Source organism: Flavobacterium riviphilum, from assembly GCF_055231795.1.
Window position 1 is genome coordinate 45548 of sequence record NZ_JBUYSY010000009.1, and the last position, 24338, is coordinate 69885.

Consider the following 24338-nt stretch of genomic DNA (forward strand, 5'->3'; position numbering starts at 1 on the left):
ATTATGATTTTTGTCACAACTAATTCAAATAAAAATAATATGAGATCAAAATTCAAATGGATTTTTTCTTTGCTTGTGGCTATGTCCATGCAGTTAGTTTTCGCACAAGAGAAAACTATTACAGGTACAGTTACTGATGAAACTGGAGTGTTACCAGGAGTAAACGTGGTAATTAGTGGTTCCAAAACTGGAGTACAAACCGGATTTGATGGAACCTATGCTATCAAAGCAAAACAAGGTGATGTTCTTGTGTTTTCATTTTTAGGAATGAATACTGAAAGAAAAACAGTAGGAGCTTCGACTACTATTGATGTTAAATTAAAAAGTGATGATGCGCAAAATTTAGAAGAGGTTGTGGTTATCGGTTACGGAACTCAAAAGAAAAAAGATGTAACGGGTGCTATTTCTCAGATAAAAGGAGACGCGATCAAAGGACTTGTTTCTCCTAGTTTCGAAAGTTTACTTGGTGGACGTTCTACTGGGGTGCAAGTAACTGCGCCTACAGGGATTATTGGACAAGCGCCTGTAGTTAGAATTCGTGGAGTTGCTTCGATTTCTTCAGGTACTTCTCCATTGTACATTGTAGATGGTATGCCAATTTATTCTGGAGATGTTGGTGGTTATGCAAACGCCAATGGTCTTGGAGATATCAATCCAAATGATATTGAATCTTTTGAAGTTTTAAAAGATGGTGCGGCTACAGCTATTTATGGTTCTAGAGCGGCAAATGGAGTAATTTTAATTACAACCAAAAAAGGTAAAGCTGGAAATGCTAAAGTAAGTTTTAGTTCAGTTGTTGGTTTTGCATCTCCGATTAAAACATTTGATTTGTTAAACACATCTCAGTTTTTAACTATTGCGAATGAAAAAAGAACTAATGGAGCGCAACCAATTTGGGCAGCTGGTAATGCTTACAATACTGACTGGCAACGTGCAGTGTTAAGAGATGGTGCTGTACAAGTTGATCATAATTTATCTGTAAGTGGAGGTAACGAAAAAACTAAATACTTCTTGTCTCTTGGATATACTGATCAAGATGGTATCGCTAAATCGAACGAAATGGCTCGTTACAGCTTTAGAACAAATATAGAGCATAAAGTAAACGATAAATTGTCTTTTGGTGGTAATGTTGCTTTAACGAAAACGGATTATTCTGGTTTAAATACTGGAAGAAATTCTATTTCAGGTAATATTTTCAACGCTATACGTCAGTTACCAAATATTCCAATTTATGATCCAAAAAATCCAACAGGGTATAATATTAATATTGCTTTAAACCAAGTTGGTCAATGGGATAATTTACAACCAGTTGGTTCACAATTGACTAATGTGGTTTATGCACTTGATAAAAATATTCAAAATTCAAATATTCAAAGGATTTTAATCAACACTTTTGCAGCTTTAGATATCACTAAAGACTTGAACTATAGATTTCAAGCAAGTGCTGATAATGCTATTACTGGTGGGTTTTTATACTGGGATCCTCTTCATGGAGATGGAAGATCTACAAATGGTAGAGCTCAAAACAGTAATTCAAATTCTTTGAGATGGAATCTTCAAAACATCCTTTCGTACAACAAAACATTTGCAGAGGATCACAATGTTTCAGCAACTGCTGTAGCTGAATATCAAAAAGAGAAAAATCAATTTTTTGAAGCTATTGGAACAGATTTAGCGGATAATTTTTACAATCAAAATATCGTAACAGGTGGTTCTGGAGTACAAGCTATTACTGGAGGTATCGGTTTAAATTCAATTATCTCATATATTGGAAGGCTTTCTTATAACTATAAGCAAAAGTATTTCTTACAAGGATCTATCAGACGTGATGGTATTTCAAAATTAGGTCCAAAAACTAGATGGAACAACTTTACAGGTTATTCTGGAGGTTGGACAGTGTCTAATGAAGAGTTCATGTCTGGAATTAAAGAATATGTTTCTGATTTGAAATTAAGAGCTTCTTATTCTGAAGTAGGTAATACCGAGATTGGTAACTTCCCTTACTTAGGATTAACTTCAGCTTCTCAGTATGCTACTACAAACGGTATTGGATATACGCAATTTGGTAATGATGAATTACGTTGGGAAGCAAGTAAAAAACTTGATTTTGGTGCTGATTTAGGATTGTTGAACAACAAAATCAAACTTACATTTGATTATTTCAGAAATGATATTGATGGAATGATTTTAAATGTTCCTGTAGCGCCTTCTTTAGGTGTGCCTAATAATAGAATTGCTAAAAATATTGGAGCAATGCGTAATACAGGTTTGGAATTTGGGGTTGAAGCTAATGTAATCAATACCGAAAACTTCAACTGGAATGTTAATGCTAATTTAACGTTACAAAAAAGTATCGTAACTTCATTGCCTAGTAATAATGCTGATATTGTTGGTGGATCTTCTTCTGACATTAACATTAACCCAAACATTATTATCAGAAAAGGGGAGTCTCCAAATGCATTGTTTGGATTTCAATATTGGGGTGTGAACCCTTCAAACGGAAACCCTGTTTATGTTAAAGCTGATGGTTCATTAGTACAAGGCAACATTGCAACTCAAACCTATGTAGCGTTTGATCCTGCAAATCCAACTAATGTTTCTACACCTTCTTCTTTAGCTTTAACGGATAGAAAAATTTTAGGAAATACTTTGCCAACATATTTTGGAGGGGTAAGTTCTACAATGAATTATAAAAATCTTGATTTTACATTTTTAGTTCGTTTTAGTGGAGGAAATAAAGTATTCAACTCTACAAGAAGAGATCTTTTAAACCAAGATTTGAACAATAACAGTACTGAAATTTTAGGCAGATGGCAAAGTGTGGACAATCCTGGAGACGGGGTTACTCCAAGATTGTGGGCTGCAAGAGGTAACTTTATCAATTTAGCAAGTGCTGCTAGTACAAGATTTGTTGAAGATGGTGATTTCATCAGTTTAGATAATGTTTCTTTAGGTTATAGTTTCCCAAAATCTGTGATTGATAGATTGAAATTAGAAAAATTCAGAGTTTATCTTCAAGCTCAAAATTTATTGATTATTACTGATTACAAAGGGATTAATCCTGAGATGGAAACATTTGGTGTAGATTTAAATGGTACACCACGTGCCAAAGTGTTCTCAGTGGGTATTAATGTTAACTTGTAAAAAATTATGAAAAAATATATAAAACTAACAAGCGTACTGTTATTGGCATTTTTAATGCATTCCTGTGATGAAGATAAATTGTTGGATTTGTCTCCAGTAAATAATATTTCAAATGAAGTTTCGTATTCTACTCCTTCATTGATTAAGCTATCAGTAGCTGGAATGTATAATGCAGCCCAATTAGGGCAATACAACACTACAGATCCTAACGGAGGAAGAGGGTATTTATGGGGGGCAGCTTTTGTTCAACAAGGAGATAACAGAGGTGAAGATGTAGTAAATATTGCTGCGTTCTATCAATTTACTTATCAAGCTACGTCTGATCAAAGTACTGCAAATAATGTGTATTATTGGGTAGATGGATACCGTTTGATTAATCGTTGTAACTTAGTAATTGAAGGGGTAACCAAAGCCGTTGCTAATGGTGTAATTACTCAAGCAGTTGGAGACGATTATATTGGGCAAGCTAAATTTTTAAGAGCAATTACACACTTCGAATTGCTAACTTATTTTGCAAGACCTTATAATTTCACTGCAACGGCAAATCATCCAGGTATTCCATACAGAGAAGTTGGAATTGATACTCAAGCTGAAGTTGATGCTGATTTAACAAAAGGTAGAAATACTGTTGCTGAGTGTTATTCTAAAGTTTTAGCTGATTTGGATGAAGCCGAAGCTAAAATTAGTCAAACTTCAGATAAAAGTTTAGCTACTAAAAATGCAGCTATCGCTTTCAAAACAAGAGTGTATTTGCACCAAAGAAATTGGGATAAAGTAATTGCTGAAGGATCTAAAACTTTAACAGGTATAGCTCTAACGGCTCAACCTGATGGACCTTTCAATACAGATACAAACTTATCTAATTCAGAGTCTATCTTTTCTATAAAACATGGTAAAGCTTCTGGACAAAATCCAGGACCAAATGGTGCTCTGCCTTCTCAATACAAAACTAGAAGATTAGTTTGTATTAGTCCAATCATTTGGAGAGATCCAAGCTGGTTAGCTGATGATAAACGTAGAGCGGAAGGTTCTATGGTAGAAACAGTAGCTGGTATCAAATACACAAATAAATACAAAGATGGAACTGGATTATCTGATGCAGCACCAGTAATTCGTTACGCTGAAGTTGTTTTGAATATGGCTGAAGCTTTAGCTAGAAAATCTTCGCCAGATTTAACTAGAGCTTTAACTTTGTTAAATAGTGTAAGAAACAGAGCTCTTGCTAACCCTGCAACTCAAGCTTATACAGCTACGTCTTTTGCAACTGCAGCAGACTTAGTAAAAGCTATACTAAAAGAGAGAAGAATTGAGTTTTTAATGGAAGGAAGAAGATGGTCTGATATTCATCGTTTACAAAATGACGATATTGCACCTATTGACGGAATCCCTGCAAAAGTTGGTAATGGAGCGGTTACTGCATCTATGTTTACTTTAGGAACTCCATTCGCTGGTCCTTTTGGAGAGCAAGCAATTCCAAGTTCTAATTTTAGAATTTTATGGCCTATTCCACTTTTGGAAACAAATAACAATCCAACTTTAGCCGCTCAACAAAATCCTGGCTGGTAGTAAAGTGTTTGTTTAATTTAAATTTAAAACCGTCTCATATAATTGAGACGGTTTTTTTTATGTTTTCCTATCTTTAATAGTTTTCGTTTTTAAACATTATTAATTTACCTTTGCCTTTTGAATGACTGTTTATTTCTAATAATCAATGAGAGCGTCCATCCTTTTTTTTATTTTACTTTTTCCATCTATATTACTTTCTCAATCCCCAAGGAGAAGCCCTGCACAATTAGAAAGAACTGTTGAAAAAGATACCTCTAAGACAAAAGTGGCTACCATTGATTTGTATCGCATAATATCACTTGAAAAAGACACGACCTATATTGATACTTCATTAACCATTCGAAAAGAGTATTCTCATAATTTTCTTCGCAAAGACAACTTTGGATTGTTGCTTTTTCCTAATGAAGGACAACCTTTTAACACGCTTGATTATAGTTTAGTGTCGCATACTGTTTTACCTGAAATGGGATTTAAAGCCAAGCATTTTAACTTTTTAGAAGCCAATCAAATTCGTTATGCCTCTGTGGCAACGCCTGTAACAGAACTCTTTTTTAAAACGACTATTGAACAAGGTCAATCTGTGGATTCCTATTTTACTGTAAATGTTAATCCAAACTTGAATTTTTCTGTTGCTTATCGAGGTTTGCGTTCCTTGGGAAGGTATATTAATCAATTGTCGAGTACTGGGAATTTTAGATTTACAACAAGCTATCATAGCAAAGATTTTAGATACATCGCCAATGCGCATTATACTTATCAAGATATTTTAAACGGAGAAAATGGCGGAATAACGACGCTTTCGGATTTTGAAGGAGAAAATCCAAATTATGACAATAGGGCAAGACTTGAGGTTTTTTTTACGGATGCCAAATCCTTTTTAAAAGGACGTAGAATATTTTTGGATCATGAATTTCGAATAAACCCAACCAAAGGGGCAAACAACCTGTTGTTAACGCATCAATTCAATTATGAGAACAAATTTTTTGAATACAATCAAGCTACCGTTTCTTCATTTGTAGGAAGTACATTGGTGAATCGGTTTGGTGAATCCTATATAAGTTCAGGGATTAATGATCAAACCCGTTACAATACCATGTATAATAAAGCTGGATTAGTCTATGAAAATACCACATTAGGGCGTTTTCATTTCTTTGTAGATGACTTTAGAAGTAATTTTTATTATAATCAAATCTTAATTTTGAATTCGGGAGTAATTCCAAGTGCACTCAAATACAATATTAACAGTTTTGGAGGACAATACAATTATTCAAAAGAAAAGTGGCAAGCAAAATTGCAGTATGCCCGATCACTTACCAATCAATCTTTATCTGATTTAGAAGCTAAAGTTGTCTATGAATTAGACGATGAAAATCAGTTTACATTGCGCTACCAAAGTAAAAACAAATTACCTAATAACAACTTTAATTTATATCAATCCAGTTATGTTAATTATAACTGGTCAAATGATTTTAAAAACGAGAAAACCAATAGTTTTATTGTAAACGCTGCCACAAAATGGGCTTCAATCGATGCACAATATTCTGTTATCAACGATTATTTGTATTTTTCTGATGTCACAACAAGTGGTCAACAAATTTTACGCCAACAGATAGTGTCCCCCAAACAATTTGATCAGACAATAAATTATTTTTCTATAAAAGCTTCAAGAGAATTTACTTTCGGGAAATTTGGTTTGGATAATACGGTGCTTTTTCAAAAGGTTAATCAAAATCAGCCGGTTTTAAATGTTCCAGATTTGATGCTTCGAAATGCCATTTATTTTTCGGATTCATTTTTTAAGAACAAAGCACTTTTTTTGCAAACGGGATTTGTATTTAATTATTTTTCTTCTTTTTATGCCAATGATTATAACCCTGTTGTTGGCGACTTTTTTGTTCAAACGAATAAAAAAATCGGAAATTTTCCATTACTTGATTTCTTTATCAACGCCAAAATACAAAGAACACGTATCTATTTAAAAGCAGAACATTTTAATGCTTTGTTTTCACCCAATAATTATTTTTCAGCACCAAATACGCCTTACCGCGATTTTACATTTCGCTTTGGTTTAATTTGGAATTTTTTCAATTAATAGTAACAATTATGAACTACTCAGAGAATATTTTAGGCACAATAGGCAATACACCATTAGTTAAATTAAATAAGATTGTGGCAGGTATTCCAGCTTTGGTTTTGGCGAAAGTGGAGACATTTAACCCAGGGAATTCCGTTAAAGATCGTATGGCCATAAAAATGATAGAAGATGCCGAAGCAGATGGTCGTTTGCAACCTGGCGGTACAATCATTGAAGGAACTTCAGGTAATACTGGTATGGGATTGGCACTAGTAGCGATCATTAAAGGGTACAAGTTAATTTGTGTTATTTCTGATAAGCAATCCAAAGAGAAAATGGATATACTTAGAGCTGTGGGCGCCAAAGTAGTAGTTTGTCCAACCGATGTTGAACCTACCGACCCACGTTCCTATTATTCTGTTTCTAAGCGCCTAGCCGAAGAAACGCCTAATTCATGGTATGTGAATCAATATGATAATCCATCAAATGCCTTAGCACATTATGAGCAAACAGGCCCAGAAATTTGGGAACAAACCGATGGGAAAATTACTCATTTCGTTGTTGGTGTAGGTACTGGTGGTACCATTTCTGGGGTGGCCAAATATTTGAAAGAGAAAAATCCAAATATTAAAATTTGGGGAATAGATACTTACGGTTCTGTTTTTAAAAAATATCATGAAACGGGTATTTTTGATGAAAATGAAATTTATTCGTATATCACCGAAGGCATTGGCGAAGATATTTTACCAAAAAATGTTGACTTTTCTTTAATTGATGGTTTTACCAAGGTGACCGATAAAGATGCTGCGGTGTACACCCGAAAAATCGCTTTGGAGGAAGGGATTTTTGTTGGGAACTCTGCAGGCGCAGCTTTAAAAGGGTTGTTACAACTCAAAGAACACTTTAAACCAGATGATGTTGTTGTAGTATTATTTCATGATTCTGGAAGTAGATATGTTGGTAAAATGTTTAACGATGATTGGATGCGTGAAAGAGGATTTTTGGATGACGAGATTACCAAAGCTGAAGACGTAATCAAAGATCATATAGACAAACCTTTGATTATTGCCAGAACAGAAGAGTTGGTTTCTCATGCTATTGAGCGCATGCGTAACTATAAAATCTCTCAAATTCCAGTGGTGGATGTAAACGGTTTTGTAGGTTCTGTAGACGAATCTTTATTGTTTCAGAGTTATGTAAATGATAAGAACTCAGCGGAACGTCCATTGCGTGAAATTATGGGGGCTCCCTTTCCAATTGTGCTTCTAGGAACACCTATAGAAGAGGTTTCTAAATTGTTTACAAGAGAAAATGCTGCGGTATTGATTGATTTAGGAAACGGGAAACATCATATCATTACTAAATATGATATTATAGGTTCTATAAAGTAAAATGAACGTATGACTTTTACTGCAATTGATTTTGAAACAGCTACTGCTTTTCACCCGTGTTCGGTAGGGATTGTGACTGTTGAGAATGGCCAAATTGTTGACGAATTCGTTTCGTTGATTCAACCGCCTAATAATAATTACAATCCTTATACGATTGCAGTGCATGGTATTTATCCAGAAGATACTCGATATGCAAAAACTTTTTTAGAAGTTTTTCCGGAAATTCAACAAAGAATACAAAATCGAGTACTTGTAGCTCATAACGAAAGTTTTGATCGCAATGTGTTATTCAAATCTATGGCGATCAATAATTTAAATTATAATGATTTATACATTGCTCCTAAATGGGAATGTACCATGAAAATTTACAAGGCTAAAGGTATTAAACCCACAAAATTAAGTGATTGTTGCAAAATCATGCAGATAGAATTACAACATCATGAGGCGCTTTCTGATGCTAGAGCTTGTGCCAAGTTATTTCTTTTACGATAAGTTTACTTTTATTTGTTTTTTTAATACCTTAGTTTACTTAGAGTTAAGGGGTGTTACAAATGAAAGAAAACTTTTTGCACTATATCTGGAAATTCCAAAAATTAAATGCTCTTCAATTAAAAACAACTGAAGGGGAGTGTGTCACAGTGATACATCCTGGTAGGTATCTCGAATCTTCTGGACCAGATTTTTTTAATGCTCAAATTATTATTGCTAACCAAAGATGGGCTGGCAATGTAGAAATTCATGTCAAGTCATCAGACTGGTATTTACACCATCACGAACGAGATTCAGCCTATGATAATGTTATATTACATGTAGTATGGGAGCATGATGTAGCAGTCTTTGCCCCAAATAATAATGAAATCCCTGTTTTAGTTCTTCAAGATTATGTCGCTTTAGATTTATTTCATAATTACCAACAATTAATGAGGCAAAAGTCATGGATAAACTGCGAAAATCAGATTAAGGATATTGAGGAGTTTGTATGGGCAAACTGGCAAGAACGATTGTTTTTTGAACGTTTGGAACGAAAAACACAGTTTATATTTGAACGACTTGATGCCACCAGAAATGATTGGGATGCCGTTTTTTTTCAAGTATTAGCCAAAAATTTTGGTTTAAACAGCAATGGGCATTCTTTTTTTAAAATTGCTGAAGCAATCCCATTTTCAATTATACGTAAAGAAGCCAACGAAGTAGAAAATCTCGAAGCATTGTTTTTCGGATTAGGAGGTTTGTTGGAAAACGAAAAAGAAGATAATTATTATAAAAATCTGCAATTTCGATATTATTATTTACTGCAAAAGTATTCTATAGAACCACCAAAGATTGCCCCAATTCAGTTTTTTAAACACAGACCAGATAATTTTGCAACCATTAGACTTTCTCAACTTGCAAATCTATACAGTAAGGACGTGAATGTTTTCGGTAAAATAATCGAAAATTTTGACCAAAAATCATTGTACCAATTTTTCAGTAAATCCGCTTCTTCTTATTGGGAAACACATTATCAATTTGATAAAGTTAGTAAAGCAAAGCATAAAAAACTTTCAGCTTCTTTTATAGATTTATTGATTATTAATACCATAATCCCCATGCAGTTTGCCTATGCAAAATACCTGGGAAAAGAAATCGATGAAAGTCTTTTGATTCTAATGAGTTCATTGAATGCTGAGAAAAATGCAGTGCTAGAAAAGTTCAACTCCTTTGGAGTTAGTGTCAATAATGCCTATGAGTCTCAAACTTTGTTACAGCTCAAAACCGAGTATTGTAATCAAAATAAGTGTTTGGATTGTGGTATAGGAGCCAATTTGTTAGAGACAAAATCAAAAGTTGTGGGATAGCTTTCAAACCCCCGAGGTTTTTAAATGGCAATTCAGGATAATTTGTATTTTTACAGTCCAAAAATAGGATATGGCAACAATAGTACCACTTAAGTTTTTTTTTGAAAAGTATGGCTTTCAAGTGTCATCGAGGTTAGCAGATAAATTAGGAATGCGTGTTTCTAATGTTCGGTTGTTTTTTATTTATTTATCCTTTGTTACTGCTGGTTTAGGCTTTGCTTTTTATTTGACTATTGCCTTTTGGATACGCTTAAAGGATTTAGTGCGGGCTAAAAGATCTTCGGTTTTTGATTTATAAGTATAAAAAAAGCTCCAGGATTCTGGAGCTTTTTGTTTTTTATTTTTGATTAAGTTTTGAATTTCGTTTGCCGTATAAGTAATAAATCAAAATTCCAATTACCAACCATCCCAAGGATAGTAATTGAGCGTCTTTGCTTAGGTTGATCATTAAATAAGTGTTGATTGCAATACCTAATAACGCTATAACAGGTAATGCAGGTACTTTAAAAGTACGTTCTAATCCCGGTTGTTTTACTCTTAAGATCCAAACAGCAATACATACCATAGTAAAGGCAAATAAAGTACCAAAACTGGTCATTTCTGCAAGTTTGCTAATAGGAGTAAAGGCAGCAACAAGCGCGATAAATGTTCCTAAAATCATTAAGTTGTTTTTTGGTGTACCTGATATTGGATTGATTTTAGAAAATACAGAAGGAATTAAACCATCTTTAGACATTCCAAGAAAAATTCTTGATTGTCCCATAATCATTACCATAAGTACAGAGATTAGTCCTACAGTAGCTGCAATTGTAATGATGTAACCCGCCCAAGCTTGCCCGGCAATGTCAAAAGCATAAGCTACAGGTGCTTTGATTGCTTCAGGATATTTTCCTAGTGGGTTAAAATCTTGGTAACTGATCATACCAGTTAATACTAATGATACTAAAATGTACAATAAAGTACAAACCAATAATGAGGCAATGATAGCAAAAGGAACGTCTTTTTTAGGGTTAATGGCTTCTCCTGCTTGTGTCGATACGGCATCAAATCCAACATAGGCAAAGAAAATTGCAGCAGCTCCAGAGATTACTCCGCCTATACCATAAGCTTGATGTGGTTTGTCGTCTACAATAATAGTTTGAACTTCAGGAATGAATGGTGTCCAGTTTTCGATATGTACAAAAAATGCACCTGCAATAATTACAAAAATAACAGCCGATACTTTTAATATAACAATGAAATTGTTAGCAGTTGCAGCTTTTTTAGTTCCTTTTATTAACAGTGAAATCACAAAAACGACAATAAGAAATGCAGGTAAATTCATAGAAAATCCATCCCCTGCATAACTTGCCGGATCTGTGGTGAGCCATTCTGGAAGATGAATGCCAAACATTTTTAACATTTTGTTAAAATATCCAGACCAGGATACGGCAACCGTCATGGATCCCATGGCATATTCTAAAATGAGACCCCAGCCAATAATCCATGCAAAAATCTCTCCAATTGTTCCATAAGCATAAGCATATGCTGAACCTTCAACAGGAAGAATTGAAGCAAATTCAGAATAACAAAGTGCAGCGAATACGCAAGCTATACCTGCGATAACAAAAGAAAGGGCTAAAGCTGGTCCTGCATGATTGTAAGCTCCTGTTCCCGTGAGAACGAAAATCCCTCCACCAATAATGGCTCCAATTCCTATAGCAGTAAGGCTCCACTTTCCTAAAACTCGTTTTAATTCGCTTTTTTTCATATCAGCTTCAAAAGCAGATACAGGTTTAACTCTCCAAATTGACATTGTTATAATTTTTTGTTATTAGGTCTCAAATGTATTGTTTTTTATAAAAAAGAAAAACATTTTTATTCGATTTGTGACTTTTTTTGTTTTTTTATGGATATAATTGATTTTAATAGTTAAAATTACTTTTCTTTGATGTGTTGTGCATTGTGTTAGAGGTTTGTTAATGTTTTTTTATAAATAGAAATAGCATGAATATTGTGAAATCTTTATTATTGAAACTTAATTTTACTAACGGACAACGAAATGGAGTATTGTTGCTGTTAGTTTTGATTGTGGTACTTCAATTGTTTTATTGGAACATTGATACTATAGTTGGTAGAAGTTTCTTAGTTGAAGACAAGCATTGGCTTTCGCTTCAAGCTGAAATAGATGAAATTAAGGGAAAGGGGCAGGTAAGTCAATATAAAATGACACCCTTCAATCCAAATTTTATTTCAGATTACAAAGGATACAAATTAGGGATGTCGATTCAGGAAATTGATAAATTGCATGCTTTTAGAAAGTCGAACCGTTATGTGAATTCTGTTTCAGAGTTTCAACAAGTAACAGGGGTATCTGATGAACTGTTACAGAAAATAGCCCCTTTTTTTAAGTTTCCAGAATGGGTAAATAATAAAAAAGAGCATGCATCTTTTTTGTCTAAAAAATGGGATGATGCTACTCGTAAAGTGGTTTCTAAAGGAGATATTAATTTAGCGACTTTAGAAGAAATCAAAAAGATTTATGGTATAGGCGATGCCTTAGCTGCTAGAATTTTTAAGCATAAAGAGCAGTTAGGAGGGTTTGTTGCGATGGAGCAGCTCAATGATATTTGGGGTTTGAGCCCTGAAGTAATCGAAAATATAAAGACACATTTCGAAGTCAAAGTTCAGCCTCAGGTGAAATTGATAGATATCAATAATGCTTCCTTGAAAGAATTGTCACAGTTTTATTATTTCCGGTATGCTTTGGCGAGACAAATAGTAATATACCGAAGTATGAATGGTGATATCAAGAATAGTGATGATTTGATAAAAATTAAAGATTTTCCAGTAGAAAAGGCAAAAATAATTGCTTTATATTTGAAGTACTAACCTAATTTCCTTTGCGATGAATTTTGATAACAACGAAATGCAAGAATTGATAGCCCCAACGATTAGGGATTTTTCCAATTTACATATCAAACCATTTGTAATGGAATGGGACGAGGCACAAATTTTCCCCAAAGACTTGTTTTTGAAATTAGGACAAATGGGATATATGGGAGTTTTGGTACCGCAAGAGTATGGTGGAGCAGGTTTGGGATATCATGAATATGTTACGGTTATTGAGGAGTTAGCCAAAGTTGATCCATCGATAGGATTGTCGGTAGCGGCGCATAATTCTTTGTGTACTAATCATATTGTGATGTTTGGGACCGAAGAGCAGAAAAAAAGATGGGTGCCAAAGTTAGCAACTGGACAGTTTATAGGTGCTTGGGGGTTGACCGAGCATAATACCGGGTCAGACGCAGGAGGAATGAATACAACGGCGGTCAAAGAAGGAGACTCATGGGTAATTAATGGTTCGAAAAACTTTATAACGCATGCTATTTCTGGAGATATAGCAGTGGTTATTGTTAGGACCGGCGATAAAGGAGACTCAAGAGGGATGACTGCTTTTGTTTTGGAAAAAGGAATGGAGGGTTTTAGCTCGGGAAAAAAAGAGAATAAATTAGGTATGCGGGCTAGTGAAACGGCTGAATTGATTTTTAACCAATGCCGTGTTCCGGATGCGAATAGATTAGGTGAAGTTGGAGAAGGATTTGTTCAAGCAATGAAAATTTTGGACGGAGGGCGTATTTCTATAGCAGCTTTGTCCTTGGGAATTGCCAAAGGGGCGTATAATGCAGCTTTGCAGTACTCCAAAGAAAGACAGCAATTTGGAAAACCGATATCGCAATTTCAAGCAATTTCGTTCAAATTGGTTGATATGGCAACAGAAATAGAAGCTGCAGAATTGTTAATACATAAAGCGGCCTACATGAAAAATGAGCATCGTCCTGTAACTAAAATTGGGGCCATGGCTAAAATGTACGCCTCCGAAATGTGTGTAAAAGTGGCTACTGAGGCAATTCAAATTCACGGAGGGTATGGTTATACCAAAGATTTTCCGGTTGAAAAATTTTTCAGAGATTCTAAATTGTGTACAATTGGCGAAGGGACAACTGAGATTCAAAAGTTAGTGATTGCAAGAGAAATACTTAAAGGGTAAACAAGTGTTGATTTTTTTTAACAAAGTATAGTGTGGTTTAAAAAAAATGTATACTTTTGCAGCCTTAACGAAAGGAGGTGATAAAATTATGTTGATTATACCAATTAAAGACGGAGAAAATATTGATAGAGCACTAAAGCGCTATAAAAGAAAATTTGATAAAACTGGAACTGTTCGTCAGTTAAGAGCACGTACAGCTTTTATTAAGCCTTCAGTAACGCATAGAATGAAAATTCAAAAAGCGGCTTACATCCAAAAATTAAAAGACAGTATAGAGAATATCTAATATCTTTTTAAAAATTAAATACCGTTAGTAATCAAAGTTCTTTAACTTTGATTCTAACGGTTTTTTTATGGAAAAAAATAACATAATAGCATTTCGGGATTATCTTCTTTTGGAGAAGAATTTTTCTCTGCATACGCAAAAGGCGTATTGTAAAGACGTGTCTGAATTTGAATCGTTTTTGTTTGTTCAAGACCCTCCAGTTGTTTTGGAACGTGTGGTTTATAGAGATGTCCGTAATTGGTTGGTAAGTTTGGTCGATTTGGGATTGACAAACAATTCGGTAAATCGAAAAGTGGCTTCTTTGAAGTCATTTTATAAGTTTTTGTTGAAAACAAAACAAATTGAAAAAGATCCTTTGGTTAAGCATAGGGCTTTGAAGTTAAAGAAAAGCATTCAGGTGCCTTTTTCTGAAAAAGAAATGATGCAGTGTTTGGGTGTTGAGAAGACGGGGGAGGGCTTTGAGGAGTTTCGGAATTATTTAATGGTAGAGCTGTTTTATGCTACGGGTCTGCGGAAAACCGAGTTGATAGAATTAAAATTGCAAAACGTTAGTGTTGAGGAAGGAGTGTTGAGGGTTTTGGGTAAAGGAAGGAAAGAAAGAGTGGTGCCGCTTTTGCCGGGTGTTATGGAAGCTATTGGGAAGTATTTGAATTTGCGTGCGACTTTAGAGATTGTAAGAGATAGGGAGTATTTTTTTTTGAGTTCAAAAGGGTTAAAATTAAGTCAATCTTTTGTCTACAGAACAATTAATTCGTACTTTAGTAGTGTCTCCGAAAAGGTAAAGAAAAGTCCTCATGTGCTGCGGCATACCTTTGCTACACATTTGTTAGATAATGGAGCAGATTTGAATTCAATTAAGGAATTATTAGGGCATTCTAGTTTGGCTTCTACGCAGGTGTATACTAATTCAAGTTTGGCAGAATTAAAGCATGTCTATGGTAAAGCGCATCCTAGAAATAATAAATAATTCCAAAATGTTTAACCCAATAAAATGTTTTGATTATGAAGGTAAATGTTCATGCTGTTAACTTTAATGTTGACCGAAAACTTGTTGATTTTGTTCATGCCCGTATGGATAAACTGGAAAAGTACTATGATAAAGTAATATCTTCGGATGTTTTTTTAAAGGTGGAAAAAACAAGTGATAAGGAGAATAAAATAGTAGAGGTCAAGATTAATGTTCCTGGAGATGATTTTTTGGTTAAAAAACAATGTAAAACATTTGAAGAAGCGGTCGATTTATCGGCAGAATCACTAGAAAGATTGCTGGTTAAGAGAAAGGAAAAAATAAGATCTCACAATTAATTTATTTTTTTTTGTAAAAATGTTTTGAATAAGAGATAAAATCTATACATTTGCAGTCCGTTAGAAATAGCGGACTTTTTTATTAATTATTGCCAGTGTAGCTCAGTTGGCTAGAGCAGCTGATTTGTAATCAGCAGGTCGTGGGTTCGAATCCCTCCACCGGCTCTTGGTTTTGTCAAGTTTGGTTTGATAATTCGATTTAATAATAAAGTAGGGAAGATACTCAAGCGGCCAACGAGGACGGACTGTAAATCCGTTGGGTAACCTTCGCAGGTTCGAATCCTGCTCTTCCCACAAGAATAGAATAAAGGATTACAGATGGTGAGTAGTGATACTCTAAACTTCTTAATCAGGGATTCTGCCGGTGTAGCTCAGGGGTAGAGTGCTTCCTTGGTAAGGAAGAGGTCTCGGGTTCAAATCCCGACATTGGCTCTAAGTAGGAAATTGAAATAAATATATAACTAAGATTAAAAATTAAGTAAAATGGCAAAGGAAAATTTTACCCGTACGAAACCCCATTTGAACATTGGTACAATTGGGCACGTAGATCACGGAAAAACTACATTAACTGCAGCAATTACTAAAGTATTGTCTGATGCAGGTTACTGTCAAGCAAAATCATTTGATCAAATTGATAATGCTCCAGAAGAAAAAGAAAGAGGTATTACTATTAATACTTCTCACGTTGAGTATGAAACTTCTAACCGTCACTACGCTCACGTAGACTGTCCAGGTCACGCGGATTACGTTAAGAACATGGTTACTGGTGCTGCTCAAATGGACGGTGCTATTCTTGTTGTTGCTGCTACTGATGGACCAATGCCACAAACTCGTGAGCACATCTTGTTAGGTCGTCAAGTTGGTATTCCAAGAATCGTTGTATTCATGAACAAAGTGGATATGGTTGATGATGCTGAGTTGTTAGAGTTAGTTGAGATGGAAATCAGAGACTTGTTGTCTTTCTATGAGTATGATGGAGATAATGGTCCAGTTATTCAAGGTTCTGCTTTAGGTGGATTGAATAATGATCCAGTATGGGTTCCTAAAATTATTGAATTGATGGAAGCTGTTGATGCTTGGATTGAAGAGCCAGAAAGAGATGTTAACAAACCATTCTTGATGCCAGTTGAGGACGTATTCTCAATTACAGGACGTGGTACTGTTGCTACTGGTCGTATCGAAACTGGTGTTGCTAACACTGGAGATCCAGTTGAAATCATTGGTATGGGAGCTGAAAAATTAACTTCTACAATTACTGGAGTTGAGATGTTCCGTAAAATCCTTGATAGAGGTGAAGCTGGAGATAACGTAGGTATCTTGTTAAGAGGTATCCAAAAAGAAGATATTAAAAGAGGAATGGTAATCTGTAAACCAGGTTCTGTTAAACCTCACGATCACTTCAAAGCTGAGGTGTATATCTTGAAAAAAGAAGAAGGTGGACGTCACACTCCATTCCACAATAACTACCGTCCACAATTCTACGTACGTACAACTGACGTAACTGGTATTATTACATTACCAGCAGGTGTAGAGATGGTAATGCCTGGTGACAACTTAACTATCGAAGTTAAATTGTTAAGCGAGATCGCATTGAACGTAGGTTTACGTTTCGCTATCCGTGAAGGTGGTAGAACTGTTGGAGCTGGTCAGGTAACTGAAATCCTATAGTTTTTAAACTAAAATATTTTAAAAGCCGGTAGCCAATCTGGTTACTGGCTTTCATACGGGCGTAGTTCAAGGGTAGAATAGCGGTCTCCAAAACCGTTGATGGGGGTTCGAATCCCTCCGCCCGTGCAAAATAAAATACACAATATTTATATGGCAAAAGTTGTTGATTACATTTCGGAGGCATTTGAGGAATTAAAGTCAAATGTTACTTGGCCAGAATGGGCTGAGGTTCAACGTTTAACAATTGTTGTTGCTGTTTTTTCAGTACTATTCGCTCTAGCAACATGGGGAGTAGATGAAATGTTTGCAAAAGCATTAGAGAGATTTTTTAACATGATGAAAGCGTAAATTTCTGGGGATGACTGAAAATAATTTGAAAAAGTGGTATGTCGTTCGTGCAGTAAGCGGGCAAGAAAACAAAGTTAAAGCGTATATCGAGACAGAAATTTCTAGATTAGGAATGTCTGATTATGTATCACAAGTATTGGTTCCTACTGAAAAAGTGGTAACGGTAAAAGATGGAAAAAAAATCACTAAAGAAAAAGTGTATTTTCCTGGATATGTAATGGTAGAAGCGAACTTGGTTGGAGAAATACCACATATTATCAAATCAGTTACTAGTGTTATCGGTTTTTTAGGTGAAACTAAAGGTGGAGAGCCGGTACCCTTAAGATTGTCAGAAGTAAACCGCATGTTAGGAAAAGTTGATGAGTTAACGGTGAGTACTGATACGCAATCAATACCTTTTACAGTTGGTGAAACCATCAAAGTTATTGATGGACCTTTCAATGGGTTCAATGGTACGGTGGAGAAAATCAACGAAGAAAAGCGAAAACTCGAAGTTATGGTGAAAATCTTCGGAAGAAAAACACCATTAGAATTGAGTTTTATGCAAGTAGAAAAAGTATAATTTTGTTACACTATAATAATCACAACTGTCGCTTCCAATGATAGTTGTGTTAAATTTTTTAAAAAATGGCTAAAGAAATTAGTAAGGTAGTTAAACTACAAGTTAAGGGAGGTGCTGCGAATCCGTCGCCACCGGTTGGACCTGCTTTAGGAGCTGCTGGGGTTAATATCATGGAGTTCTGTAAGCAATTTAATGCTAGAACACAAGATAAACCTGGCAAAATATGCCCAGTACAAATTACTGTGTATAAAGACAAATCATTTGATTTTGTTGTTAAGACTCCTCCAGCAGCGGTTCAGTTAATGGAAGCTGCAAAGCTAAAATCTGGTTCAGGTGAGCCTAATCGTAAAAAAGTAGCTAGCGTTACTTGGGAACAAATTAGAGCTATTGCTGAAGACAAAATGCCAGACTTAAATGCATTCACAATCGAGTCTGCTATGAGTATGGTTGCTGGAACAGCTAGATCTATGGGTATAACTGTATCAGGAGATTCTCCTTTTTAATTAAGAGAAAAAGATGGCAAAATTAACAAAAAAGCAAAAAGAGGCTGCTTCAAAAATTGAAAAGAACAAATTATACTCTTTGAAAGATGCTGCTGCATTAATTAAAGAGGTTGCTTCTGCAAAGTTTGATGAGTCTGTTGATATCGCAGTTCGTTTAGGAGTTGATCCAAGAAAAGCGAATCAAATGGTGAGAGGTGTGGTAACATTGCCTCATGGAACTGGTAAAGACGTAAAAGTATTAGCATTAGTTACTCCAGATAAAGAAGCCGAAGCTACTGCAGCAGGTGCTGATTATGTAGGACTAGATGAATATTTACAAAAAATTAAAGACGGTTGGACAGATGTTGATGTGATCATTACAATGCCTGCTGTTATGGGTAAATTAGGTCCATTAGGTCGTATTTTAGGACCTAGAGGGTTAATGCCAAACCCTAAAACAGGTACTGTAACTATGGATGTTGCAAAAGCTGTTCAAGAAGTTAAAGCTGGTAAAATCGATTTTAAAGTTGATAAAACTGGGATTGTTCATGCAGGAATTGGTAAAGTATCCTTTGGAGCGGAGCAAATTTTTGACAATGCACACGAACTTATTCAAACATTAATCAAACTTAAGCCAACTGCTGCTAAAGGTACCTATATTAAAGGTATTCACCTTACAAGCACTATGAGTCCAGCTATTGCTTTGGACCCAAAAGCAGTATAATTGGTAGTTAAAAATTTTTAGTATGACTAGAGAAGAAAAAGCAATCGCTATTGAAGATTTAACTGCACAGTTAGCTGGTACTAATATTGTATATGTATCTGATATTTCTGGTTTAGACGCAGAAACCACTTCAAACTTGAGAAGAGCTTGTTTTAAAGCTGGAATTAAATTAGAGGTAGTTAAAAACACTTTGCTTGCAAAAGCAATGGAAGCTTCTGATAATGATTATGGAGATTTACCATCAGTTTTGACTGGTAACAGTGCAATTTTTATTGCTGATGTAGCTAATGCTCCTGGAAAAATCATTAAAGATTTTAGAAAAAAAGCTGCTAAACCTCTATTGAAAGGGGCTTATATAAATGCTGAAATCTTTATTGGAGATGATCAATTAGATACCTTAGCAACAATTAAATCTAAAGAAGAGCTTATTGGAGAAATTATTGGATTATTACAATCTCCTGCTCAAAGAGTTATTTCAGCTTTACAAAATCAATTTGCTAACAGCGAAGAGACAGAAGCATAATAGCTCAAGCAAGTATAAATTACTTGCTGCTTAATTAAGCGCACAATAAATTTAATATATTACACAAATCATTTTAAACGATAGAAAAAATGGCAGATTTGAAACAATTCGCAGAACAATTAGTTAATTTAACTGTAAAAGAAGTTAACGAATTAGCAACAATTTTGAAAGATGAGTATGGTATCGAACCAGCTGCTGCAGCTGTAGTAGTTGCTGCTGGTGGTGGTGAAGGTGCTGCTGAAGAAGCTCAAACAGAATTTACAGTTGTATTGAAAGATGCAGGTGCTTCTAAATTAGCGGTTGTTAAATTAGTAAAAGAACTTACAGGTTTAGGTTTGAAAGAAGCTAAAGATGTAGTGGATAGCGCTCCTAGCAACGTTAAAGAAGGTGTTTCTAAAGAAGAGGCTGAAGGTCTTAAAAAATCTTTAGAAGAAGCTGGAGCTGTAGTTGAGCTTAAATAGTTAAACTCAGTTTTGAGAACTAGGTTTAGGTCTTGGATTAAGTTCCAAAGACCTAAACCCTTTTTCGTATAATAAATTCATACGATATTTTTACTTTTTTTTTAATCAAAATTTTGTCCATTGATGTTAACAAATCAGACTGAAAGATTGAATTTTGCCTCTACTAAAAACATTCCAGATTATCCAGATTTCTTGGATGTTCAAGTAAAGTCATTTAAAGATTTTTTTCAATTAGAAACTAAATCTGACGAAAGAGGCAACGAAGGTTTATACAACACCTTCATGGAAAACTTTCCAATTACAGATACCCGAAACAACTTTGTATTGGAATTCCTAGATTATTTCGTAGATCCACCACGTTATACTATTCAAGAATGTATAGAAAGAGGACTTACTTATAGTGTGCCTTTAAAAGCTAGACTAAAACTTTACTGTACAGACCCAGAACACGAAGATTTTGAAACTATTGTACAAGATGTTTACCTTGGTACAATACCGTATATGACACCGAGTGGTACATTTGTAATCAACGGAGCAGAACGTGTTGTTGTTTCTCAATTACATCGTTCACCTGGTGTGTTCTTTGGACAATCCTTCCATGCTAATGGAACTAAATTATATTCTGCTCGTGTTATCCCTTTTAAAGGATCATGGATAGAATTTTCAACAGATATCAATAGCGTTATGTATGCGTATATTGATAGAAAGAAAAAATTACCTGTAACCACTTTATTCCGTGCAATTGGATTTGAAAGAGACAAGGATATCCTTGAAATTTTTGATCTTGCTGAGGAAATTAAAGTGTCAAAGACTGGTCTTAAAAAGTATATTGGACGCAAATTAGCCGCTCGTGTATTGAATACATGGCATGAAGATTTCGTAGATGAGGATACAGGAGAAGTGGTTTCTATTGAGCGTAATGAAATTATTTTAGATAGAGATACAATTTTAGATAAAGATAATGTAGAAGAAATTATCGAGTCTAATGTAAAATCTATTTTATTACACAAAGAAGATAATAATGCGGTAGATTATTCTATCATTCATAATACTTTACAAAAAGACCCTACTAACTCTGAAAAAGAAGCTGTAGAGCACATTTACCGTCAGTTGCGTAACGCTGAACCGCCTGATGAAGAAACGGCTCGTGGCATTATAGATAAATTATTCTTCTCTGATCAACGTTATAACTTAGGTGAAGTTGGTCGTTACAGAATTAATAAAAAATTAGGTTTAGATACTCCTATGGAAAAGCAAGTGCTTACCAAAGAGGATATCATAACTATCGTTAAATATTTGATTGAATTGATCAACTCAAAAGCTGAGATTGATGATATCGATCACTTATCCAATCGTCGTGTACGTACCGTAGGAGAACAATTGTCTCAACAATTTGGCGTTGGACTTGCGCGTATGGCTAGAACGATTCGTGAGCGTATGAACGTTAGAGATAATGAGGTATTTACACCTATTGATTTGATCAATGCTAAAACATTATCTTCGGTTATCAACTCATTCTTTGGAACCAATCAGTTGTCTCAATTTATGGATCAAACGAATCCATTAGCAGAGATTACTCACAAACGAAGATTATCAGCCCTAGGACCAGGTGGTCTTTCTAGAGAGAGAGCCGGGTTTGAGGTACGTGACGTTCACTATACGCATTATGGACGTTTATGCCCAATTGAAACTCCTGAGGGACCAAACATTGGTTTGATTTCTTCTCTTGGAGTATATGCTAAAGTAAACGGGATGGGCTTCATTGAAACACCTTATCGTAAGGTAGAAAATGGAGTTGTAGATTTAGAATCTACCCCAATTTACTTAAGTGCTGAAGAAGAAGAAGGCATGATGATTTCACAAGCAAACATTGAAATGGATGCTTCTGGAAAAATTACTGCAGAAAATGTAATTGCTAGACAAGAAGGAGATTTCCCTGTAATTGAGCCTAATCAAGTACATTATGCAGACGTTGCGCCAAATCAAATCGCTTCTATTTCGGCTTCTTTAATTCCTTTCTTGGAGCATGATGATGCGAACCGTGCGTTGATGGGATCAAACATGATGCGTCAAGCCGTTCCGTTGATTCGTCCAGAAGCACCAATTGTAGGTACTGGTTTAGAGCGTCAAGTAGCTTCAGACTCTAGAGTACTAATCAATGCTGAAGGAGAAGGAGTTGTTGAATATGTAGATGCAAATATCATCACTATTAAATACGACCGTTCAGAAGAAGAAAGAATGGTTAGTTTTGAAGCAGATGAGAAAACATATAACTTAATTAAGTTTAGAAAAACCAACCAAGGGACAAGTATTAACTTAAAACCAATTGTAAGAAAAGGGGATAGAGTTAAATTAGGACAAGTACTTTGTGAAGGGTATGCTACTCAAAATGGTGAATTGGCGTTAGGTCGAAACCTTAAAGTAGCGTTTATGCCATGGAAAGGGTACAACTTTGAGGATGCTATTGTAATATCTGAAAAAGTTGTTCGCGATGATATTTTTACTTCTATTCATATTGATGATTATTCTTTAGAGGTTAGAGATACTAAATTAGGTAACGAGGAGTTAACTAATGATATTCCTAACGTATCTGAGGAAGCAACCAAAGATTTGGATGAAAATGGTATGATCAGAATTGGTGCCGAGGTAAAACCTGGTGATATTTTGATTGGAAAAATTACTCCAAAAGGAGAATCTGATCCAACACCTGAGGAAAAATTATTGCGTGCCATCTTTGGTGATAAAGCAGGAGATGTGAAAGATGCTTCATTAAAAGCTTCTCCTTCTTTACATGGAGTTGTTCTTGATAAAAAATTATTCGCTAGAGCGGTAAAAGATAAACGTAAACGTTCTCAAGATAAAGATGCTTTAAGCGCTCTAGAAATGGAGTTCGAGGTTAAGTTTGTTGAGTTAAAAGACAAATTAATCGAGAAGTTATTTTTGATTGTTAATGGAAAAACTTCACAAGGTGTAATGAATGATTTGGGTGAAGAAATTTTACCAAAAGGTAAAAAATACACTCAAAAAATGTTGTATGCAGTTGAAGATTTTGCTCATTTAAGTAAAGGTCAATGGGTAGCTGATGAAGCTACAAATAAAATGGTTAATGATTTAATTCATAACTATAAAATTAAATTGAACGATTTACAAGGAGCATTACGTAGAGAGAAATTCACTATCACTGTTGGAGATGAATTGCCTTCAGGAATTTTGAAATTGGCCAAAGTATATATCGCTAAGAAACGTAAGTTGAAAGTAGGTGATAAGATGGCGGGTCGTCACGGTAACAAAGGTATTGTGGCTCGTATTGTTCGTCATGAAGATATGCCTTTCTTAGAAGATGGTACTCCTGTAGATATCGTGTTGAACCCACTTGGGGTACCTTCACGTATGAACATTGGACAAATCTATGAAACGGTATTAGGATGGGCAGGAATGAATTTGGGTAGAAAATTTGCTACTCCAATTTTTGATGGTGCTTCTTTGGATCAAATCAATGCCTTAACTGACGAAGCGGGTGTACCACGTTTTGGACACACCCATCTTTATGATGGTGGTACCGGAGAACGTTTCCATCAAGCGGCAACAGTAGGAGTTATTTACATGTTGAAGTTAGGTCACATGGTTGATGACAAAATGCACGCTCGTTCTATCGGACCTTACTCATTGATTACGCAACAACCTTTAGGAGGTAAAGCGCAATTTGGAGGACAACGTTTTGGAGAGATGGAGGTTTGGGCTTTAGAGGCTTATGGAGCTTCAAGTACCTTACGTGAAATCTTGACAGTGAAATCAGATGATGTTATTGGTAGAGCTAAATCTTACGAAGCTATCGTTAAGGGTGAATCTATGCCAGAACCAGGATTGCCAGAATCATTCAATGTATTAATGCATGAATTGAAAGGTCTTGGACTTGACATTAGATTAGAAGAATAA

Annotated in this window: 21 protein-coding genes and 4 tRNA genes; 24 read left to right on the forward strand and 1 reads right to left on the reverse strand. The window is 35.2% G+C overall.

Going from position 1 to position 24338, the window contains the following annotated elements; translation table 11 throughout:
• Window positions 1-39 precede the first annotated feature (39 nt).
• The 7 genes from ACZIX2_RS09630 to ACZIX2_RS09660 all read left to right on the forward strand — a co-directional run bounded on the left by ACZIX2_RS09630 (window position 40) and on the right by ACZIX2_RS09660 (window position 10311).
• Window positions 40-3144, forward strand: a complete 3105-nt coding sequence (locus ACZIX2_RS09630) for a SusC/RagA family TonB-linked outer membrane protein (protein WP_463339890.1) — start codon at window positions 40-42, stop codon at window positions 3142-3144.
• Between the two features lie 6 nt (window positions 3145-3150).
• Window positions 3151-4710, forward strand: a complete 1560-nt coding sequence (locus ACZIX2_RS09635) for a RagB/SusD family nutrient uptake outer membrane protein (RefSeq protein ID WP_463339891.1) — start codon at window positions 3151-3153, stop codon at window positions 4708-4710.
• A gap of 145 nt (window positions 4711-4855) precedes the next feature.
• Window positions 4856-6802, forward strand: a complete 1947-nt coding sequence (locus ACZIX2_RS09640) for a putative porin (protein WP_463339892.1) — start codon at window positions 4856-4858, stop codon at window positions 6800-6802.
• A gap of 11 nt (window positions 6803-6813) precedes the next feature.
• Entirely contained in the window at window positions 6814-8175 is a 1362-nt protein-coding gene (locus tag ACZIX2_RS09645) for a pyridoxal-phosphate dependent enzyme (protein WP_463339893.1), read from the forward strand.
• Window positions 8176-8184: 9 nt separating this feature from the next.
• Window positions 8185-8667: a 3'-5' exonuclease gene (locus ACZIX2_RS09650; RefSeq protein ID WP_463339894.1), complete on the forward strand. Its 483-nt coding sequence runs from the start codon at window positions 8185-8187 to the stop codon at window positions 8665-8667.
• A 59-nt stretch (window positions 8668-8726) separates the two neighbouring features.
• Entirely contained in the window at window positions 8727-10013 is a 1287-nt protein-coding gene (locus ACZIX2_RS09655) for a DUF2851 family protein (protein ID WP_463339895.1), read from the forward strand.
• A gap of 70 nt (window positions 10014-10083) precedes the next feature.
• Complete coding sequence (locus ACZIX2_RS09660; protein ID WP_463339896.1) at window positions 10084-10311, forward strand: PspC domain-containing protein; 228 nt, start codon at window positions 10084-10086, stop codon at window positions 10309-10311.
• 39 nt (window positions 10312-10350) lie between these two features.
• Here ACZIX2_RS09660 and ACZIX2_RS09665 read toward each other — a convergent pair whose 3' ends face one another.
• On the reverse strand, window positions 10351-11808 hold the full coding sequence (locus ACZIX2_RS09665; protein ID WP_463339897.1) for an APC family permease: 1458 nt from the start codon (window positions 11806-11808) through the stop codon (window positions 10351-10353).
• A 191-nt stretch (window positions 11809-11999) separates the two neighbouring features.
• Here ACZIX2_RS09665 and ACZIX2_RS09670 point away from each other — a divergent pair, with 191 nt between their 5' ends.
• The 17 genes from ACZIX2_RS09670 (at window position 12000) to rpoB (ending at window position 24338) form a co-directional block, all read left to right on the forward strand.
• Window positions 12000-12884, forward strand: a complete 885-nt coding sequence (locus ACZIX2_RS09670; RefSeq protein WP_463339898.1) for a ComEA family DNA-binding protein — start codon at window positions 12000-12002, stop codon at window positions 12882-12884.
• Window positions 12885-12900: 16 nt separating this feature from the next.
• Window positions 12901-14043 carry an acyl-CoA dehydrogenase family protein gene (locus ACZIX2_RS09675; RefSeq protein ID WP_463339899.1) on the forward strand — a complete coding sequence of 381 codons (1143 nt, stop codon included), beginning with the start codon at window positions 12901-12903 and terminating at the stop codon, window positions 14041-14043.
• An 88-nt stretch (window positions 14044-14131) separates the two neighbouring features.
• On the forward strand, window positions 14132-14329 hold the full coding sequence (gene rpsU / locus ACZIX2_RS09680) for a 30S ribosomal protein S21 (RefSeq protein ID WP_463339928.1): 198 nt from the start codon (window positions 14132-14134) through the stop codon (window positions 14327-14329).
• Between the two features lie 67 nt (window positions 14330-14396).
• Complete coding sequence (locus ACZIX2_RS09685; RefSeq protein WP_463339900.1) at window positions 14397-15296, forward strand: tyrosine-type recombinase/integrase; 900 nt, start codon at window positions 14397-14399, stop codon at window positions 15294-15296.
• A gap of 35 nt (window positions 15297-15331) precedes the next feature.
• The gene (hpf, locus tag ACZIX2_RS09690) at window positions 15332-15634 is read left to right on the forward strand and encodes a ribosome hibernation-promoting factor, HPF/YfiA family (RefSeq protein ID WP_463339901.1); all 303 of its coding nucleotides are present in this window, start codon (window positions 15332-15334) and stop codon (window positions 15632-15634) included.
• A gap of 91 nt (window positions 15635-15725) precedes the next feature.
• Window positions 15726-15799, forward strand: a tRNA-Thr gene (locus tag ACZIX2_RS09695).
• Window positions 15800-15847: 48 nt separating this feature from the next.
• Window positions 15848-15928 (forward strand) — tRNA-Tyr (locus ACZIX2_RS09700).
• Between the two features lie 66 nt (window positions 15929-15994).
• Window positions 15995-16066: transfer RNA gene (locus tag ACZIX2_RS09705), tRNA-Thr, on the forward strand.
• 51 nt (window positions 16067-16117) lie between these two features.
• Window positions 16118-17302 carry an elongation factor Tu gene (gene tuf / locus ACZIX2_RS09710; RefSeq protein WP_463339902.1) on the forward strand — a complete coding sequence of 395 codons (1185 nt, stop codon included), beginning with the start codon at window positions 16118-16120 and terminating at the stop codon, window positions 17300-17302.
• Between the two features lie 55 nt (window positions 17303-17357).
• Window positions 17358-17428 (forward strand) — tRNA-Trp (locus ACZIX2_RS09715).
• A gap of 24 nt (window positions 17429-17452) precedes the next feature.
• Entirely contained in the window at window positions 17453-17650 is a 198-nt protein-coding gene (gene secE / locus ACZIX2_RS09720; protein ID WP_463339903.1) for a preprotein translocase subunit SecE, read from the forward strand.
• A 10-nt stretch (window positions 17651-17660) separates the two neighbouring features.
• Window positions 17661-18212 (forward strand): transcription termination/antitermination protein NusG, encoded by a 552-nt coding sequence (nusG, locus tag ACZIX2_RS09725; protein WP_463339904.1) that lies wholly within the window; start codon window positions 17661-17663, stop codon window positions 18210-18212.
• A 65-nt stretch (window positions 18213-18277) separates the two neighbouring features.
• Window positions 18278-18715, forward strand: coding sequence for a 50S ribosomal protein L11 (gene rplK / locus ACZIX2_RS09730; protein ID WP_064716536.1), 438 nt, complete (start codon window positions 18278-18280; stop codon window positions 18713-18715).
• 13 nt (window positions 18716-18728) lie between these two features.
• Window positions 18729-19418 (forward strand): 50S ribosomal protein L1, encoded by a 690-nt coding sequence (gene rplA, locus ACZIX2_RS09735; protein WP_463339905.1) that lies wholly within the window; start codon window positions 18729-18731, stop codon window positions 19416-19418.
• A 22-nt stretch (window positions 19419-19440) separates the two neighbouring features.
• The gene (rplJ, locus tag ACZIX2_RS09740) at window positions 19441-19941 is read left to right on the forward strand and encodes a 50S ribosomal protein L10 (protein WP_463339906.1); all 501 of its coding nucleotides are present in this window, start codon (window positions 19441-19443) and stop codon (window positions 19939-19941) included.
• Window positions 19942-20030: 89 nt separating this feature from the next.
• Window positions 20031-20402: a 50S ribosomal protein L7/L12 gene (gene rplL / locus ACZIX2_RS09745; RefSeq protein ID WP_300977835.1), complete on the forward strand. Its 372-nt coding sequence runs from the start codon at window positions 20031-20033 to the stop codon at window positions 20400-20402.
• Between the two features lie 123 nt (window positions 20403-20525).
• Complete coding sequence (rpoB, locus tag ACZIX2_RS09750; protein WP_463339907.1) at window positions 20526-24338, forward strand: DNA-directed RNA polymerase subunit beta; 3813 nt, start codon at window positions 20526-20528, stop codon at window positions 24336-24338.

Bases quoted from the DNA above. Each gene is read 5' to 3' on its own strand.
- tuf (WP_463339902.1), top strand. From the start codon at position 16,118: ATGGCAAAGGAAAATTTTACCCGTACGAAACCCCATTTGAACATTGGT.
- ACZIX2_RS09675 (WP_463339899.1), top strand. From the start codon at position 12,901: ATGAATTTTGATAACAACGAAATGCAAGAATTGATAGCCCCAACGATT.
- rplK (WP_064716536.1), top strand. From the start codon at position 18,278: ATGGCTAAAGAAATTAGTAAGGTAGTTAAACTACAAGTTAAGGGAGGT.
- rplL (WP_300977835.1), top strand. From the start codon at position 20,031: ATGGCAGATTTGAAACAATTCGCAGAACAATTAGTTAATTTAACTGTA.
- rpsU (WP_463339928.1), top strand. From the start codon at position 14,132: ATGTTGATTATACCAATTAAAGACGGAGAAAATATTGATAGAGCACTA.
- hpf (WP_463339901.1), top strand. From the start codon at position 15,332: ATGAAGGTAAATGTTCATGCTGTTAACTTTAATGTTGACCGAAAACTT.
- ACZIX2_RS09650 (WP_463339894.1), top strand. From the start codon at position 8,185: ATGACTTTTACTGCAATTGATTTTGAAACAGCTACTGCTTTTCACCCG.
- ACZIX2_RS09635 (WP_463339891.1), top strand. From the start codon at position 3,151: ATGAAAAAATATATAAAACTAACAAGCGTACTGTTATTGGCATTTTTA.
- ACZIX2_RS09630 (WP_463339890.1), top strand. From the start codon at position 40: ATGAGATCAAAATTCAAATGGATTTTTTCTTTGCTTGTGGCTATGTCC.
- ACZIX2_RS09645 (WP_463339893.1), top strand. From the start codon at position 6,814: ATGAACTACTCAGAGAATATTTTAGGCACAATAGGCAATACACCATTA.
- ACZIX2_RS09670 (WP_463339898.1), top strand. From the start codon at position 12,000: ATGAATATTGTGAAATCTTTATTATTGAAACTTAATTTTACTAACGGA.
- rplA (WP_463339905.1), top strand. From the start codon at position 18,729: ATGGCAAAATTAACAAAAAAGCAAAAAGAGGCTGCTTCAAAAATTGAA.
- ACZIX2_RS09640 (WP_463339892.1), top strand. From the start codon at position 4,856: ATGAGAGCGTCCATCCTTTTTTTTATTTTACTTTTTCCATCTATATTA.
- ACZIX2_RS09685 (WP_463339900.1), top strand. From the start codon at position 14,397: ATGGAAAAAAATAACATAATAGCATTTCGGGATTATCTTCTTTTGGAG.
- rplJ (WP_463339906.1), top strand. From the start codon at position 19,441: ATGACTAGAGAAGAAAAAGCAATCGCTATTGAAGATTTAACTGCACAG.
- ACZIX2_RS09660 (WP_463339896.1), top strand. From the start codon at position 10,084: ATGGCAACAATAGTACCACTTAAGTTTTTTTTTGAAAAGTATGGCTTT.
- rpoB (WP_463339907.1), top strand. From the start codon at position 20,526: ATGTTAACAAATCAGACTGAAAGATTGAATTTTGCCTCTACTAAAAAC.
- ACZIX2_RS09665 (WP_463339897.1), bottom strand. From the start codon at position 11,808: ATGTCAATTTGGAGAGTTAAACCTGTATCTGCTTTTGAAGCTGATATG.
- secE (WP_463339903.1), top strand. From the start codon at position 17,453: ATGGCAAAAGTTGTTGATTACATTTCGGAGGCATTTGAGGAATTAAAG.
- nusG (WP_463339904.1), top strand. From the start codon at position 17,661: ATGACTGAAAATAATTTGAAAAAGTGGTATGTCGTTCGTGCAGTAAGC.
- ACZIX2_RS09655 (WP_463339895.1), top strand. From the start codon at position 8,727: ATGAAAGAAAACTTTTTGCACTATATCTGGAAATTCCAAAAATTAAAT.